Annotated in this window: 15 protein-coding genes; 10 read left to right on the top strand and 5 right to left on the bottom strand. The window is 66.3% G+C overall.

Going from position 1 to position 13,802, the window contains the following annotated elements; translation table 11 throughout:
* Positions 1-2: 2 nt before the first annotated feature.
* The gene (locus tag IHQ52_RS00955) at positions 3-668 is read left to right on the top strand and encodes a GntR family transcriptional regulator (RefSeq protein ID WP_096274709.1); all 666 of its coding nucleotides are present in this window, start codon (positions 3-5) and stop codon (positions 666-668) included.
* A 7-nt stretch (positions 669-675) separates the two neighbouring features.
* Here the strand turns inward: IHQ52_RS00955 and IHQ52_RS00950 are convergent, their stop codons facing one another.
* Both IHQ52_RS00950 and IHQ52_RS00945 read right to left on the bottom strand, forming a co-directional pair.
* Positions 676-1,389, bottom strand: coding sequence for a cutinase family protein (locus IHQ52_RS00950; protein WP_238064022.1), 714 nt, complete (start codon positions 1,387-1,389; stop codon positions 676-678).
* 74 nt (positions 1,390-1,463) lie between these two features.
* The gene (locus IHQ52_RS00945; RefSeq protein ID WP_191834540.1) at positions 1,464-1,637 is read right to left on the bottom strand and encodes a hypothetical protein; all 174 of its coding nucleotides are present in this window, start codon (positions 1,635-1,637) and stop codon (positions 1,464-1,466) included.
* Positions 1,638-1,741: 104 nt separating this feature from the next.
* Between IHQ52_RS00945 and IHQ52_RS00940 the strand changes: the two genes are divergently transcribed.
* From IHQ52_RS00940 to IHQ52_RS00930, 3 genes are all read left to right on the top strand, one after another.
* Positions 1,742-2,149 (top strand): SRPBCC family protein, encoded by a 408-nt coding sequence (locus IHQ52_RS00940; RefSeq protein WP_096274708.1) that lies wholly within the window; start codon positions 1,742-1,744, stop codon positions 2,147-2,149.
* 177 nt (positions 2,150-2,326) lie between these two features.
* On the top strand, positions 2,327-3,607 hold the full coding sequence (locus IHQ52_RS00935) for a hypothetical protein (RefSeq protein ID WP_096274707.1): 1,281 nt from the start codon (positions 2,327-2,329) through the stop codon (positions 3,605-3,607).
* Between the two features lie 17 nt (positions 3,608-3,624).
* The gene (locus IHQ52_RS00930) at positions 3,625-4,959 is read left to right on the top strand and encodes a lipase family protein (protein WP_035760132.1); all 1,335 of its coding nucleotides are present in this window, start codon (positions 3,625-3,627) and stop codon (positions 4,957-4,959) included.
* A gap of 166 nt (positions 4,960-5,125) precedes the next feature.
* Here IHQ52_RS00930 and IHQ52_RS00925 read toward each other — a convergent pair whose 3' ends face one another.
* Together IHQ52_RS00925 and IHQ52_RS00920 are read right to left on the bottom strand one after the other, a co-directional pair.
* Positions 5,126-6,511, bottom strand: coding sequence for an IS1380 family transposase (locus IHQ52_RS00925; RefSeq protein WP_024498686.1), 1,386 nt, complete (start codon positions 6,509-6,511; stop codon positions 5,126-5,128).
* A 243-nt stretch (positions 6,512-6,754) separates the two neighbouring features.
* Positions 6,755-7,663: an alpha/beta hydrolase family protein gene (locus IHQ52_RS00920; protein WP_024497354.1), complete on the bottom strand. Its 909-nt coding sequence runs from the start codon at positions 7,661-7,663 to the stop codon at positions 6,755-6,757.
* 93 nt (positions 7,664-7,756) lie between these two features.
* Between IHQ52_RS00920 and IHQ52_RS00915 the strand changes: the two genes are divergently transcribed.
* The 4 genes from IHQ52_RS00915 (at position 7,757) to IHQ52_RS00900 (ending at position 12,165) form a co-directional block, all read left to right on the top strand.
* Positions 7,757-8,338: a TetR/AcrR family transcriptional regulator gene (locus IHQ52_RS00915; RefSeq protein WP_035760112.1), complete on the top strand. Its 582-nt coding sequence runs from the start codon at positions 7,757-7,759 to the stop codon at positions 8,336-8,338.
* Positions 8,339-8,470: 132 nt separating this feature from the next.
* On the top strand, positions 8,471-9,856 hold the full coding sequence (locus IHQ52_RS00910) for an IS1380 family transposase (protein ID WP_024498686.1): 1,386 nt from the start codon (positions 8,471-8,473) through the stop codon (positions 9,854-9,856).
* 250 nt (positions 9,857-10,106) lie between these two features.
* Positions 10,107-10,622 carry an alpha/beta hydrolase gene (locus IHQ52_RS00905; protein ID WP_024499610.1) on the top strand — a complete coding sequence of 172 codons (516 nt, stop codon included), beginning with the start codon at positions 10,107-10,109 and terminating at the stop codon, positions 10,620-10,622.
* 73 nt (positions 10,623-10,695) lie between these two features.
* Positions 10,696-12,165, top strand: coding sequence for a DHA2 family efflux MFS transporter permease subunit (locus IHQ52_RS00900; protein WP_024499611.1), 1,470 nt, complete (start codon positions 10,696-10,698; stop codon positions 12,163-12,165).
* On the opposite strand, the gene IHQ52_RS00895 is transcribed toward IHQ52_RS00900, so the two are convergent.
* On the bottom strand, positions 12,162-12,581 hold the full coding sequence (locus tag IHQ52_RS00895; protein ID WP_024499612.1) for a DoxX family protein: 420 nt from the start codon (positions 12,579-12,581) through the stop codon (positions 12,162-12,164). The two genes, IHQ52_RS00900 and IHQ52_RS00895, sit on opposite strands and share 4 nt — an antisense overlap.
* Before the next feature lie 280 nt (positions 12,582-12,861).
* On the opposite strand from IHQ52_RS00895, the gene IHQ52_RS00890 reads away from it, so the two are divergent.
* Complete coding sequence (locus tag IHQ52_RS00890) at positions 12,862-13,008, top strand: hypothetical protein (protein ID WP_191834538.1); 147 nt, start codon at positions 12,862-12,864, stop codon at positions 13,006-13,008.
* 159 nt (positions 13,009-13,167) lie between these two features.
* Positions 13,168-13,770, top strand: coding sequence for a VOC family protein (locus IHQ52_RS00885; protein ID WP_024499613.1), 603 nt, complete (start codon positions 13,168-13,170; stop codon positions 13,768-13,770).
* The last annotated feature ends 32 nt before the right edge of the window (positions 13,771-13,802 follow it).

The following is a 13,802-nucleotide window of genomic DNA, read 5'->3' as shown; positions in this document are numbered from 1 at the left end:
CGATGAAGAGCGCCCGCGACGCGGTCTACGAAGCGCTGCACGAGCGTTTGACGCACGGCTACTATCCCGCCGACGCGACCCTCATCCCTCAGGCGCTGAGCGAGGAGTTCGGGGTGTCGCGGACCCCTGTTCGAGAGGCGTTGGGGCTCCTCGAACGCAAGGGGCTCCTGATCGCGGCGTCGCGGGGATTCGTCCTGCGAATCCGCAGCGACGAGGAGATGCTCGAGATCTTCGAGGTGCGAGCGATTCTCGAGTCCAGTGCCGCAGCGGCGGCCGCCGAACGCCACACACCGGTCGACATCGCCCGGCTCAGAGAGGCGCTGGCGCAGAGCGCGAGTCACACCGATCCGGTCGAGATTCGACACGCACTCAACGTCTTCCATGACTGCGTGATGCGGGCGGCGCACAACGAGACGATATACGGCATGGAACGGGACCTGCGAGACCAGATCAAGGTCAGCGCACCGTGGTTCGCCCCGACCGGTCGCGAAAGCTTCGAGAGTTCGGTGAGCGAGCACGAGCAGATCATGTCGGCGATCATCGACGGATCAGCCGAGAAGGCCCGCTTGCTCATGCTCGAACACCTGAATCACGATCGGGATGTGCGTATCTCGCAGCTCGTCTCCCGGACGATGGGTGTTGCGGCGGGGGAGAGCCCCAGCCCCTGAACAGCGGTCAGACGCGCCGGGCCACGAAGCGTGCGGCGTCGAGTGTCATGCCGTTGACCGAGTAGAGGGTGTGCAGAGCGTTGGGACCGCCGACGGGGGCGCCGTCGCAGATGGTGTCACCGGCGACGCAGTAGCGGACGGTCTTGCCGCGGTAGGGGGTGGAGACCCGGACCGGCGGTGCGCCGATGTCGTCGATGAAGCGGTCCGACGGAGCTCCGAAGAAGACGATCGCCGCGACATTGCGCGAGAGCGACGCAGGCAGCGGTGGCGGCACAAAACGGTCGTAGGCGGCGTACCGAGCGGGGAGGTCGAGACCGGCGTGCACCGCATATCCGGCGACGACGGCGCCCTGGGAGTAGCCGCCCAGAACGACCTTGGAGCCCGGGCAGTTGGCCGCCAGGTACTTCACCCGGTTCTGCGTCGTACGCACACCGTCGGCGACGGTCCGGGCGAACTTCAAACGGTTGCGGAACTGGTCGCTCGCCGGATATCGGACGCCGTAGGCGGCGACCGACTTGCCGGGGAGCTGACTCCGGACGGCCTCGACAAAGGACAGTCCGGTCACCCCCAGTGGCGGGGCGGGTTCGACGGTGCCGCGAGCGAAGACGACCTCGACGTCGGAGCACGCCGGCCGAGCCTCGGCCGCGGCACTCCCCGCGATCACCGACCCTGTGGCAGCCGCGATCAGGGATGCGGCGACGATGCCCATTCGCGTGATCATGCCGGTCTTACGCCTGGCCGTTCGGGTGTGCAAGTGCCGGTCCGAGTCGTCCCGGTTCGGTTCATCGTGTGTCATCAGTGTGACCCTTCGTCGTCCTTCGTCGCGTCTTTGCTGGTCTCCGCAGGGTCGTCGTCTTCGCCCTCGGCTTGATCGGGTTGCGTCGTGGTGGATGTCAGCATGTCGGGATCGGCGTCCGGGTCGTGCTGATCGTCGGGGTCGGACGGTCGGTTGGTTGGCTCGTCGGTCATTCGTCGTGACTCCCTTGTCGGATGACTGAGACTGGAACTTTCCACGGTCGACGATTCGACGTTCCCCCACCACAGATGCGCGAAACCCGATTTAGAGTCTGCTCATGAGGAGTCGTCATGTCAGCACGGTGATCGGCGCGTCAGCCGACGATGTGTACGAATTCGTTTCCGAACCCGACAATCTCCCCGAATGGGCCGCGGGGTTGGCGACCTCGGAGGTCGTCCGACGCGGTGACGACCTCGTGGCCGAGTCGCCGATGGGCACCGTGACGGTCCGCTTCGTTCCGCGGAACACCCTCGGGGTCGTCGACCACGACGTGATCCTCCCGAACGGGGCCACCGTGCACAATCCGCTGCGCGTGCTACCTCATCCCGAGGGCGCGGAGGTGGTGTTCACCGTGCGGCAGTTGTCCATGTCCGACGAGGAGTTCGACCGGGACACCCTCATGGTCGAAGAGGATCTGGCCCGCCTCAAGGCGCTGTTCGAGACGCGGCCCACCAGAATGCGCTGATCCTGAGCGGAGAATGATCCGGGCAGTTCGGGCATCGTCGAATACGGTGTTGCGCTGCCCTGTTCGCCCGACAGGGCGTGTTTCGGCGGATTCGTACGGATTTATCGATGCCGAATTGCTGTCTGACTACATCAAGGATTAGATTCACTTCGGTTATTCGAATGTGATTCGGCCGTGATGGTCGGTGCCTTGAAACGGGGGGGCGTCGTGAACAAGGTCTTGCGGGGGTCGGTCTGCGCGGCGGTGGCAGTGGTCGTCGCGCTCGGTTCGCTCGTCGGTGGGGGTTCGGCCTCCGCCGAATCCCTCGGGCGGTATCTGAACCTGCCGCTGGTGAATCGTGATGCGTCGCAGGGGCAGGGCGGCGTGCACCCGGCATTGCCGACCGATCCCGGCACTCTCCATCGATTGGTCGAGCAGGCCCGCGATCGCGGGCTCGCCCCGTCGTCGTATGAGGCGTTGCTGTTCCAGTACTGGCTCGTCGAGACCACGACACGCGCCGGTATCGACCTCGCATCGTGGAACCCGCGCGATGGCGTCGGCGCCAATCACCAGAACCTGCTGAAGTCCTACCGCTATTACGAGGACCTGCAACTCGCACACCGTGAACTGCAGTGGGCCGGAATGGGTGGTCTGGTCGGCGGCGACTTCGGTGGCGGCCTCCTCGATTACAAGGACGCCACCGAGATCTTCGAGTTCAGCCGACTGCAGCCGGTCGCGCACGCGATCGTGGCGCGCGCCAACGAACTCGCGGGACCGCAGGCGGTCAACAGCCTGCCCGGTGGTCTCCGCGCCCTGGCTCGCGTGGGCGCGAAGATCACCGCCGACGACCTCCGGCAGGTCCAGGGGCAGATCCTGGTGATGCAGAAGAACATCTTCTCCGACCTGATGCCGATGCACCGGGCCTACGTCGTCGGCGGTCTGCCGGCACTCCGGGAGATGCACGAGGCGGGCATCTTCGACGACGAGATCATGCGCGCCTGGGAGGGTATCGCTTCCAAGGATCCCGCCGCGGTCGCCGCCGGTAACGCCCGGTTGCTGCAGCGCGAGCAGGGGGAGGTCATCAAGAAGCAGTGGGATGCGACCCGCAACTACAAGGGCGAGGTCGGCGAGGCCATGACCTACGGCAGCACTGTTGCTGCCGCGCCGTCGGTCGCCGGCGTGGTGCCCCCGCGGTCGTTCCGTCCGATGGAGGTCGAGGGCCGCGCGCCCGACGGTCGTCGCGCAGTCGTGAGTCTGCCGCTGCCGGAATGGAACTGGTCGGTGTACGAGGACCGGTGGCTCTACATCACCGATCAGCTGCTGCCGAAGTACCGCGCACAGGTCGAGTACAGCTGGCCGGAACTGAGCGCGGCCATGAGGGCTCCGTACTTCGAGCAGATGGAAACGCACCGTCCCACCCGCAACCTGCTGCCGCTGATGCAGTCGGTTCTGACCTCGATCAAGGTGACCTACCAGTGATCTCCTCCTTCTCGCGCATGTCCCGAAGCGTCACGCTCGCGGCCGTGCTGGTCATGGTCCTGTCGGGTATCGGGCTGGTTGCACCGGCCACCGCCGCACCGAACCGGACGCCCGGCCTCGACGAGGTGCTGAACGGCTTCGTCGTCGGCGCCCTGCGCGACGGGCGGCTCGCCAGCCCGCAGGAGGTCATAGACCCGCTCGTCGCCGGTGACCCCTTCTATGCCGAGCCGCGTCTGACCGGTCGCGAAAAGCCCGGTGACGTACTGAAAGCCAAGAGGGTCGCCGTCCAGTTCATGGGTGTGCGTCCCGGCAAGCTCGACGCCTACAAGCTGATGTACGTGACCCGGGGACTGCACGACGAGCCCGAGATCTCGACCGGGCTCCTGATGATCCCGCGCGACGGGCGCTCCGATGCCACTCGACCGCTGATCGGATATCAGCTGGCCAACGACAGCGTCGGCGCCTACTGCCATCCCTCCACGATGTGGACCGGCGGCGATCCCATGGACGGCGCGTCGTGGTCTGCTCTGGGTCCGCTGGCGCAGTTCTTCGGCAAGGGTTACGCGGTCATGATGAGCGATGTCGGCAACGACGGTGATCCCAAGCCGCACGGCGTCTTCGCCGGGAAGTTCGCCGGCAAGGCGCTGCTCGACGGGCTGCGAGCTGCACTGCGCCACAAGGACAACGGCCTGTCGGTCGCGTCGCCCCTCGGCGTGTTCGGCATCGCCGGCGGCGGCGTCGGCGCGGCCTTCGCCGCGGAGAACGCGAAAAGGTATGCGCCCGAACTGGAGATCAAGGGCGTCGTCCTCGAGGGCATGGTCGTCGACCAGAAGAACTTCATCGCCACCGCCGATGGCTCGGTCGGTTCGGCCTTCGTCCTCGCGACGCTGCTCGGTCTAGAGCCGCGCTACCCGGAGATGAAGCTCGACGAGAAGCTCACCCCGACGGGCAAGGCCATCGCCGACGTGTTCCGCACCCAGTGCCAGACCCCGGCGTATTTCACGATGCCGTTCGTGCCGATGAACGCGCTGTTCAAGTCCGGGGAGAATCCCGCCGACATCGCCGACTTCCAGGCGGTGTACGACGACAACAAGCTGGGCCGCAAGTCGCCCGACGCACCGGTGCTCATCGCCTCCTGCGTGGCCGACGACTCGCCGATGTCGCTGGTCCCGGCCGCGGATTCGCGGAAGCTCGCCGCCGACTACCGCCGCGGCGGCACCCAGGTCGACTACCAGCCCACCGACTGCAGCATGGTACGGTTCCTCACCAACCTCTACGGCTGGGGCACGGATCTGTTCGGCATGCAGACCGTGGATTGGCTGGCGGAGAAGCTGGAGTCGCCTGCTCCCTGAGCCTGGATGCACCGATGTGGTGTGCCGGTGGTGGTGGAGGGTGTTGTGGGCGTGCGGTTTTGGGGGTGGTGGTATGTGGGCGTGGGTGGTCTGCCGATCTCGGAATGTCGGCTTGTTTCACTGGGTGTCCTGGTTGGGCCCGGGGGTGGGCGGGGTTGGTAGGGGTTTACGCGGGTTTTCGATGGTGGGTGTGGTCGAAGAGGTTCTGCCAGTACGGTTGCCAGGGCCAGTCGCGGGGTAGGTGCAAGGTCACGCGGCGTGCTGAGCGGGAGATGCGGGCGGCGATGCTGATCAGGGTGCGGCGCACGGTGGCGGTGGTGGCGGTGGTCATCCCGGCCACACATCCCGCGGCGCGGGAGAGGTTGAACGCGATGACTGCGCAGGTCAGCCAGGCGTTGTTCGCGGCGAACTGTGCCGAGGGCAGGTGGGCCAGGGGCCCGTTTTTGAGGTCGGCGTGGACGTTTTCGATGATGGCGTGTCCGCGGTGGATGGCGTCGGCGGTGACCGGATCGGGGTCGGGTTGGCTGGTGAAAAACGCGTGGTAGCGCCAGATCGGGAACAACTCGCCGGTCTGGGTGCTTTGTTCGTCGGGTACTCGCCGCACGATCAGGTGACCAGGCACTGGCTTCTTGCCGCTCATGTTGCCGGTGAATGCGGTGAACGGGGTGGCCGCGACCTGGGCGCGGTGGACCACGGTGTGGGTGTCGGGGTCATAGACCGGGCGGGTGTAGGTGATCGGTGTCCAGGCGGTGGCGTCGATGTTGGCGATGGCGCGCAGGACGTCGGGTTGGCGCCGCAGGGTGATCGAGACGTGCGCACCGTGGGCCAGGCAGGCGCGGACCATGTCGTAGGAGTAGAACGCGGAATCGGCACGCACCAGCACTGGTGGTGCAGTGGTGGTGGGCCTCAGACGGGTGAGCGTCTTCAGTGCTGAGGTGATCATTGACGCTGCGCCGTGCGAGGAACCGCGAGCACCGCGGCGTAGGCGCTGCCCACAGATCACCGGGGCCCGTCCTGGGGCGGTGAGCGTGGTCAGCAACACGTTGAGTCCGCGGGTGCCGGTGTAACCGACCTGCGCGCCCTGTTTGCCATAGCCGTGGACCTCGATGACAGTGTCATCGATGTCGAGCATCACCGAGGCGCTGGGATTACTGAGATCACCGAGCAGGCTGGTCTGTCGTGTCAGTTCGCCGAGAAACCGGGTGGCGACTGCGTCGAGTTGGCGGGTGTGGCCGTAGGTGAACATCCGCAGAAACGATCCCAGCGTGGACGGTGCGTAGGTGCGGTCGAACAGGGTACCCATCGCTCCGTGACGCAGCACACCCATGTCGGCGATGCTGTCCGCACCCATGACCATGCCGGTGACCAGCGCCGATACCTTCGCTCCTGGGTGGGCGCCTTTGTCGGTGGGGATCGTGAGCCACTCGTCGGCCAGGTCGGCCAAGCTGCACGAGGTGGCCAAGCCCATCACCGGCACGACCCCCGCTGCGGCGATCAGGTTCGGGTCGTCGAACGAGGCTGCTGCTACCGGGTTGGTATGAGAGAATCGCATCTGCGAGATGCCTTTCTTCGTGCCTGAATGTGTTCCTTAGACAAGTCCCATTCTTGCACTGCAGCAAGGCATCTCGCTTCTCAACACCCCATCAAACACCAGAAACCTCACCCCAAATCGGTGCATCCAGGCTGAGGTGCGAGGAGGGTTGGTGCGGCCTCCCGTTCCCTGAGGTGCGAGGAGGGTTGGTGCGGCCTCCTGTTCCCTGAGGTGCGAGGAGCGATAGCGACGAGCCTCGAAGGGCTACTTGCCGTCGATGCTGTACGCACCCTCCGCAGCGCCGACGGCGATCTTCTCCCATTCGCCTGTGCTGAGGCCGAATACGTCCAGCAGGTAGGCGGATACGGCGTCTGCGACCAGTTCGACCCGCCGCGGGTCCTCGTCGGTGGTCTCGTGAACCGCTTCTCCGGCAATCCCTCCCAGGGTGTGCTCGCCGTCGTCGATGTAGAGCAGCCGCTTGGGCCCCGGGCTGAGGTGGTAGGCGTCGGTGAGCCACTCTGGGCCGCGGGTCGACAACGCCGAGTCATCTTTTCCGCCCGCGATGACCAGAGCCGGCGTGGACATCCGGCTGAAGTCCGGTCGCATGAACGGCAGGTGTTCGCGCGCGAAGTCGGTGAGGCTGTCGCCGGTTCCCGCGGTCGCGATGAGAGCTCCCGCGCGTACTGACGGATGTGAGAAGTCTTTGCCGACAACACCATCGACGTCGATGACGCGTGCTCCGAGAAGTGTGCCGACCGTCTGCCCGCCCCAGGAATGTCCGACGGCTGCAAGCTTCGATGTGTCGGCCCGGGTGCCGAGGTCATGACCGGCGGTCGAGAGGATGTCGTCGAGATGATCGATGACGGCGTGAACGTCGCTGATCCGGATGCGCCAGATGTCGACGAACCGCGGGTCGTCGAATCCGATTCCGTGGCGCCGGGAGTCGAGGTGGGTGGGGTTCACGACCACGAATCCCGCAGCAGCCCAACGGTCCACGAGCGGTTCGTAACCGTCCATGGACCACGCGTTGCCGTGCGAGAACACAATGAGTGGAAGGTTGTCCCCGTCGACCGGTGCGGTGACCTTCACGGCAAGAGGGACCGGGCGATCGGTGGTGGGCACGATGAGCGGCTTGACGGCGACGATTCGACGTTCGAGCAGGGGAGTGGACATGATGGCTTCTCTCGCGGAAGGGTTGCGATAATCTTGACGGAACACTGTTCCGCCAACCTATCGGAACAGTGTTCCGCGAGCAAGGGGTGAACTGTGTCGGAGTCGAAAACCGCACGTCAACTACGTGCAGAACGAAGCCGTGAGGCGCTGCTGGATGCGGCTGCGGCGGCCTTCGTCGAAACCGGGGTGCAAGCGCCGGTCCGCGACATCGCCAAGCGTGCCGGTGTGGGTGTCGGCACTGTGTATCGGCACTTCCCGACGCGCGCCGACCTGGTGACCGCGGTGTACCGCCATCAGGTCGAGGAGTGCGTCGCACTGGCCGAGAAATTGATCGCCGACGACGTGCCTCCGACGGATGCGTTGTGTCGCTGGACCTCGGCGTTCACCGACTTCCTGGTCACCAAACACGGGTTGAGTGATGCTCTGAGTTCGGACGATCCGAGCCTGAACAACCTGCACGCGTTGATCTTCGACAGTCTCGTTCCGGCGTTCGCGTCGCTGGTCGAGCGGGCTCAAGAGTCGGGTGAGGTCAGCAAGGACGTCAGCCCCGTGACGTTCCTGCGTGCGATCGGCAACCTCTGCATCGTCGGACCCGGCTACACCGAAGCGGATGCCAAGGCGATGGTCGGGTTGCTGCTGGCGGGGTCGGGCGCCACGTCCGCCCCTGCTCCCTGAGCCTGGATGCACCGATTTGGGGTGAGGTTTCTGGTGTTTGATGGGGTGTTGAGAAGCGAGATGCCTTGCTGCAGTGCAAGAATGGGACTTGTCTAAGGAACACATTCAGGCACGAAGAAAGGCATCTCGCAGATGCGATTCTCTCATACCAACCCGGTAGCAGCAGCCTCGTTCGACGACCCGAACCTGATCGCCGCAGCGGGGGTCGTGCCGGTGATGGGCTTGGCCACCTCGTGCAGCTTGGCCGACCTGGCCGACGAGTGGCTCACGATCCCCACCGACAAAGGCGCCCACCCAGGAGCGAAGGTATCGGCGCTGGTCACCGGCATGGTCATGGGTGCGGACAGCATCGCCGACATGGGTGTGCTGCGTCACGGAGCGATGGGTACCCTGTTCGACCGCACCTACGCACCGTCCACGCTGGGATCGTTTCTGCGGATGTTCACCTACGGCCACACCCGCCAACTCGACGCAGTCGCCACCCGGTTTCTCGGCGAACTGACACGACAGACCAGCCTGCTCGGTGATCTCAGTAATCCCAGCGCCTCGGTGATGCTCGACATCGATGACACTGTCATCGAGGTCCACGGCTATGGCAAACAGGGCGCGCAGGTCGGTTACACCGGCACCCGCGGACTCAACGTGTTGCTGACCACGCTCACCGCCCCAGGACGGGCCCCGGTGATCTGTGGGCAGCGCCTACGCCGCGGTGCTCGCGGTTCCTCGCACGGCGCAGCGTCAATGATCACCTCAGCACTGAAGACGCTCACCCGTCTGAGGCCCACCACCACTGCACCACCAGTGCTGGTGCGTGCCGATTCCGCGTTCTACTCCTACGACATGGTCCGCGCCTGCCTGGCCCACGGTGCGCACGTCTCGATCACCCTGCGGCGCCAACCCGACGTCCTGCGCGCCATCGCCAACATCGACGCCACCGCCTGGACACCGATCACCTACACCCGCCCGGTCTATGACCCCGACACCCACACCGTGGTCCACCGCGCCCAGGTCGCGGCCACCCCGTTCACCGCATTCACCGGCAACATGAGCGGCAAGAAGCCAGTGCCTGGTCACCTGATCGTGCGGCGAGTACCCGACGAACAAAGCACCCAGACCGGCGAGTTGTTCCCGATCTGGCGCTACCACGCGTTTTTCACCAGCCAACCCGACCCCGATCCGGTCACCGCCGACGCCATCCACCGCGGACACGCCATCATCGAAAACGTCCACGCCGACCTCAAAAACGGGCCCCTGGCCCACCTGCCCTCGGCACAGTTCGCCGCGAACAACGCCTGGCTGACCTGCGCAGTCATCGCGTTCAACCTCTCCCGCGCCGCGGGATGTGTGGCCGGGATGACCACCGCCACCACCGCCACCGTGCGCCGCACCCTGATCAGCATCGCCGCCCGCATCTCCCGCTCAGCACGCCGCGTGACCTTGCACCTACCCCGCGACTGGCCCTGGCAACCGTACTGGCAGAACCTCTTCGACCACACCCACCATCGAAAACCCGCGTAAACCCCTACCAACCCCGCCCACCCCCGGGCCCAACCAGGACACCCAGTGAAACAAGCCGACATTCCGAGATCGGCAGACCACCCACGCCCACATACCACCACCCCCAAAACCGCACGCCCACAACACCCTCCACCACCACCGGCACACCACATCGGTGCATCCAGGCTGAGTCAAGAGGAGCGCAACCCTGCGATGAGATCGCGCGTCTGCGCGAGTCGAACCCGGTGACGCACGAGTTCGAGGAGGATCGATGAGTCAGACACATTTGTTGTTCATCCACGGTGCTGGTGGGTTCACCGACGACCGGCCGATCGCCGCCGGCCTGGGCACAGCGCTCGATGTGCCCGTCGACATGCCCGAGTTCTCCGCCGGCGACATGTCCCTGCAGGCGTGGGCCGACCCACTGCGCGCACGGCTGTCGACGATGGATGCCGACGACCTGCTCGTGGCCCACTCGTTCGGGGCGTCGGTGCTGCTGCACCTGCTGGCGGAGCCGGCGTATGCCGGACCGAGACGCGCTGTCCTCCTGGCGATGCCGAACTGGGGGCCGGACGGGTGGGCCATGGAGGAGTACGACTTCACCGGACCACCACCGCGCCATGTCGCACTGTCCCTGCACCACTGCGTCGACGACGAAGAAGTCCCGATCGGCCACCTGGATCTCAACGCCGCGCTGCTTCCCGACGCCCAGCTCCATCGTCACGAGACCGGCGGACACCAGTTCGTCGGACTGGTCGACGCCATCGCTGCCGATATGCGTCGCTGACGGCGACGGTTGCGCGTCAACGTTCTGACCATGACCCTGGGGAGACGGCGACCCCGGTCTCGGGAAGGCAGACATGATCGCGAACCGTTCGGCGGAAGAACCGGTCGGCATTCGCGCTGCGTCGCCGGCGGGGCGGTGGCTGCTCGTCGCCGCGGTCCTGGGGTCGGGCGTCGCATTCCTCGACGGCACGGTCGTGAACGTCGCGCTGCCGTCGATCGCCCGCGACCTCGACACCGGTCTGCGTGGACAGCAGTGGGTACTCGACGGCTATCTGCTGACGTTGAGCTCACTTCTGCTGTTGGGAGGCGTCGCCGGTGACCGGTACGGCCGTCGGCTCGTCTTCACCGGGGGCCTGGCGATGTTCGCGGTGGCGACGATCGGCTGCGGGGTGGCGCCGTCCGTCGAGTGGCTGGTGGTCGCACGGCTCGTTCAGGGCGTCGCGGCAGCGGCTGTCGTGCCGGGCAGCCTCGCACTCATCAACGCGGAGATCGCGCCGTCGGATCGCGGTGCGGCCGTGGGTCTGTGGGCCGGGATGTCGGGCGCGACCAGTGCGCTGGGACCGTTCGTCGGCGGGTGGCTCGTCGACGCGGCGTCGTGGCGCTGGACCTTTTTCCTGAGTGTGCCGCTGGCGGTGGGTGCGCTGGTCATCTCGATTCGGCATGTGCCCGAGTCCCGCGATCCGTCCGCGCCGCGTCGACTCGACGTCGCGGGCGCGGTGACGATGACGCTCGGTCTCGCTGGCGTCATCTACGCGCTGATCGAGGGCCCGTCGAGCGGCTGGTCCGCCGGTACGACGACCGCCGGTCTCGCGGGTGTGGCGGCTCTCGTCGCGTTCGTGGTCATCGAGACGCGGGTGCGGTCGCCGTTGTTGTCGCTGAGGCTGTTTCGATCGTCGCAGTTCACCGGCGCCAACCTGACGACGCTGCTGGTGTACGCGGGCCTGGGCGGCGCACTGTTCCTGCTTGCCCTGCAACTGCAGCAGAGCCTCGGATACTCGGCGTTCGAAGCCGGTGCGGCGATGTTCCCGAGCACGTTCATCATGCTGTTCGGTTCTCCGCTGGTGGGCAGGCTGGCCCAGACCACCGGGCCGCGGCTACCGATGACCGTCGGCCCGCTGATCGCCGCGGGTGGCTTCGCGCTCATGACGCGCGTGCAGCCGGGCACGGACTACCTGGCTCATGTGCTGCCCGGCGTCCTGGTGTTCGGGCTCGGGATGACGGTGACCGTCGCGCCCCTGACGTCGGCTGCCCTCGGTGCGGTCGACGATGCGCTGGCCGGGACCGCGTCGGGCGTGAACAACGCGGTGGCCCGCGTGGCCGGTCTGCTGGCGGTGGCGGTGTTGCCCGCGGTGGCCGGGATCGACGCCGGACCGGGCGAGCCTCTCGGCGACGGCTTCCGGACGGCGATGTACATCTGTGCAGCGGGTTGCGCTGTCGGGGGGCTCGTCGCCGCTCTGACGATCAGCTCGGGCGCCGGCTTCCGGCCGCAGGTCCGGGCCGGGATGGACACCGCTTGCCAGGATGCGTGCACCCGTCGCCGCTAGTCGGAACGCTTCCCGGTTCCGGCCGCGATCGCCCACAGCACCAGGACCGGCTGGAAGAACAGGCGCGTGAGCCGCTTCTGGTCGGTGTCGAGGCCGAAGGCGTCGATGTTTTCGACGTACTGGTGGATGTTGCCGGGGAACACCGCGACGAAGAATGCCGCAACGATCCACGAGACGATCTTGCGATGACGCGGGAGAGCGATGAGGGCTGCGCCCAATGCGATCTCCACCCCACCCGAGGCCAGGACCACGAAGTCCTTGCTGAACGGCACCCAGTCGGGGACCTGTGCCTGGAACTCGTCGCGTTGTGCGGTCAGGTGACCGATGCCGGCGATCGCCAGGATTGCTCCGAGCGCGATCCGGGCGATGGCGCGGCCCAGCGGCTGGCGGGTGGAGGTGGGGGACAGGACCGACATGCAAGCTCCTCGGATGTTGGCGTGTGCGTTGCGTTCCCCGTGGTTCGTGGCCGAGGCGGCTCTCGGACTGCCCCGGAGTGAGACTCGGCGAGTCGACCCGCTGACTCCAACGTCAAATTTAGTCGCGGTATCAACTAATGTGTGGTACATATGTGACCCCGGACACCGTCGTCCGGGATATTTGTCCGCACGGAGGTCAGCCCATGCCCCTCGACTCGATGTCGGTCCGCCGACACCCGTCCATAGACCGCTTGTTCGCCACGCGACTCGGGGATCGGTCATGACGCTGAAGTCGGTATGGGATGCGCTGAAGGCTTCCGCAGGGGTGGTCGTCACGGCGGCGGCGTTCGCCGTCGGACTGGCGGTACTGGTCGTGGCGCAGGTCGTCGTCTTCACGGCCCGCGTGGCGGCCGACCTCCCGGGCTGAACCACCCCTGCTGCCGATCGATCCGCCTGCTGGTTGAGTAGGCGAGGAGCTTGCGACGAGCCGTATCGAAGCCAGCCGAACGCTCGTGAGCGCTTGACCAGAACCGATCGATCAGGAATCGAGAAGCGCGAACGCTTCGACGCGCCATAGCGTCGAAGCATGACGAACATCAACGCACTCACCCTCGAAGTTCCGGACATCAGCGCTGCGGAGGTCTTCTACGACAAGGCTTTCGGACTCGGCGATCGGCTGCGGTTCCAGGCCGCCGCATCGCCGAGCCAAGGCTTTCGCGGTTTCGTGATCTCGCTCGTGGTCGCCGACCCGACGGTCGCCGATTCCTTCCTCGAACCCGCGATCGACGCCGGCGCCACCGTGCTCAAGCCCGCCAAGAAGTCCTTCTGGGGCTACGGCGGCGTGGTCCAGGCGCCCGACGGCGCGATCTGGAAGGTCGCCAGCTCGTCGAAGAAGCCGACCGGTGCACGGGCCCGGGAGTTCGACGACCTGGTCCTGCTGCTCGGCGTCGACGACGTCGCGGCCACCAAGCAGTTCTACGTGGACCGGGGGTTCGTGGTCGGCAAGAGCTACGGCCGCAAGTACGTCGAGTTCGAGAGCGGCCCGGACTCGGTGAAACTCGCGCTCTACGGCCGGAAAGCCGCGGCCAAGGATGCCGGCGTCGACGCCGCGGGTTCCGGGTCGCATCGGCTGATGATCGGCGGTGACGCCGGGCAGTTCGTCGATCCGGATGGGTTCAGTTGGGAGTGACTCTTCGTTCGCCCCTGGCATAAACCACGCGG

Source organism: Gordonia amicalis (genome assembly GCF_022059885.1).
Classification (GTDB): Bacteria; Actinomycetota; Actinomycetes; order Mycobacteriales; family Mycobacteriaceae; genus Gordonia; species Gordonia amicalis.
The sequence above is the reverse complement of the archived record's forward strand: the minus strand, read 5'-3'. Positions and strand labels throughout refer to the sequence as shown.

What these genes read in the sequence shown, in the direction of transcription:
- IHQ52_RS00910 (WP_024498686.1), top strand. Translation starts at nt 8,471, where the DNA reads ATGCGATTCTCTCATACCAACCCGGTAGCAGCAGCCTCGTTCGACGAC.
- IHQ52_RS00940 (WP_096274708.1), top strand. Translation starts at nt 1,742, where the DNA reads ATGAGGAGTCGTCATGTCAGCACGGTGATCGGCGCGTCAGCCGACGAT.
- IHQ52_RS00895 (WP_024499612.1), bottom strand. Translation starts at nt 12,581, where the DNA reads ATGTCGGTCCTGTCCCCCACCTCCACCCGCCAGCCGCTGGGCCGCGCC.
- IHQ52_RS00955 (WP_096274709.1), top strand. Translation starts at nt 3, where the DNA reads ATGAAGAGCGCCCGCGACGCGGTCTACGAAGCGCTGCACGAGCGTTTG.
- IHQ52_RS00945 (WP_191834540.1), bottom strand. Translation starts at nt 1,637, where the DNA reads ATGACCGACGAGCCAACCAACCGACCGTCCGACCCCGACGATCAGCAC.
- IHQ52_RS00885 (WP_024499613.1), top strand. Translation starts at nt 13,168, where the DNA reads ATGACGAACATCAACGCACTCACCCTCGAAGTTCCGGACATCAGCGCT.
- IHQ52_RS00900 (WP_024499611.1), top strand. Translation starts at nt 10,696, where the DNA reads ATGATCGCGAACCGTTCGGCGGAAGAACCGGTCGGCATTCGCGCTGCG.
- IHQ52_RS00930 (WP_035760132.1), top strand. Translation starts at nt 3,625, where the DNA reads ATGTCCCGAAGCGTCACGCTCGCGGCCGTGCTGGTCATGGTCCTGTCG.
- IHQ52_RS00925 (WP_024498686.1), bottom strand. Translation starts at nt 6,511, where the DNA reads ATGCGATTCTCTCATACCAACCCGGTAGCAGCAGCCTCGTTCGACGAC.
- IHQ52_RS00890 (WP_191834538.1), top strand. Translation starts at nt 12,862, where the DNA reads ATGACGCTGAAGTCGGTATGGGATGCGCTGAAGGCTTCCGCAGGGGTG.
- IHQ52_RS00950 (WP_238064022.1), bottom strand. Translation starts at nt 1,389, where the DNA reads ATGATCACGCGAATGGGCATCGTCGCCGCATCCCTGATCGCGGCTGCC.
- IHQ52_RS00920 (WP_024497354.1), bottom strand. Translation starts at nt 7,663, where the DNA reads ATGTCCACTCCCCTGCTCGAACGTCGAATCGTCGCCGTCAAGCCGCTC.
- IHQ52_RS00935 (WP_096274707.1), top strand. Translation starts at nt 2,327, where the DNA reads ATGGTCGGTGCCTTGAAACGGGGGGGCGTCGTGAACAAGGTCTTGCGG.
- IHQ52_RS00905 (WP_024499610.1), top strand. Translation starts at nt 10,107, where the DNA reads ATGAGTCAGACACATTTGTTGTTCATCCACGGTGCTGGTGGGTTCACC.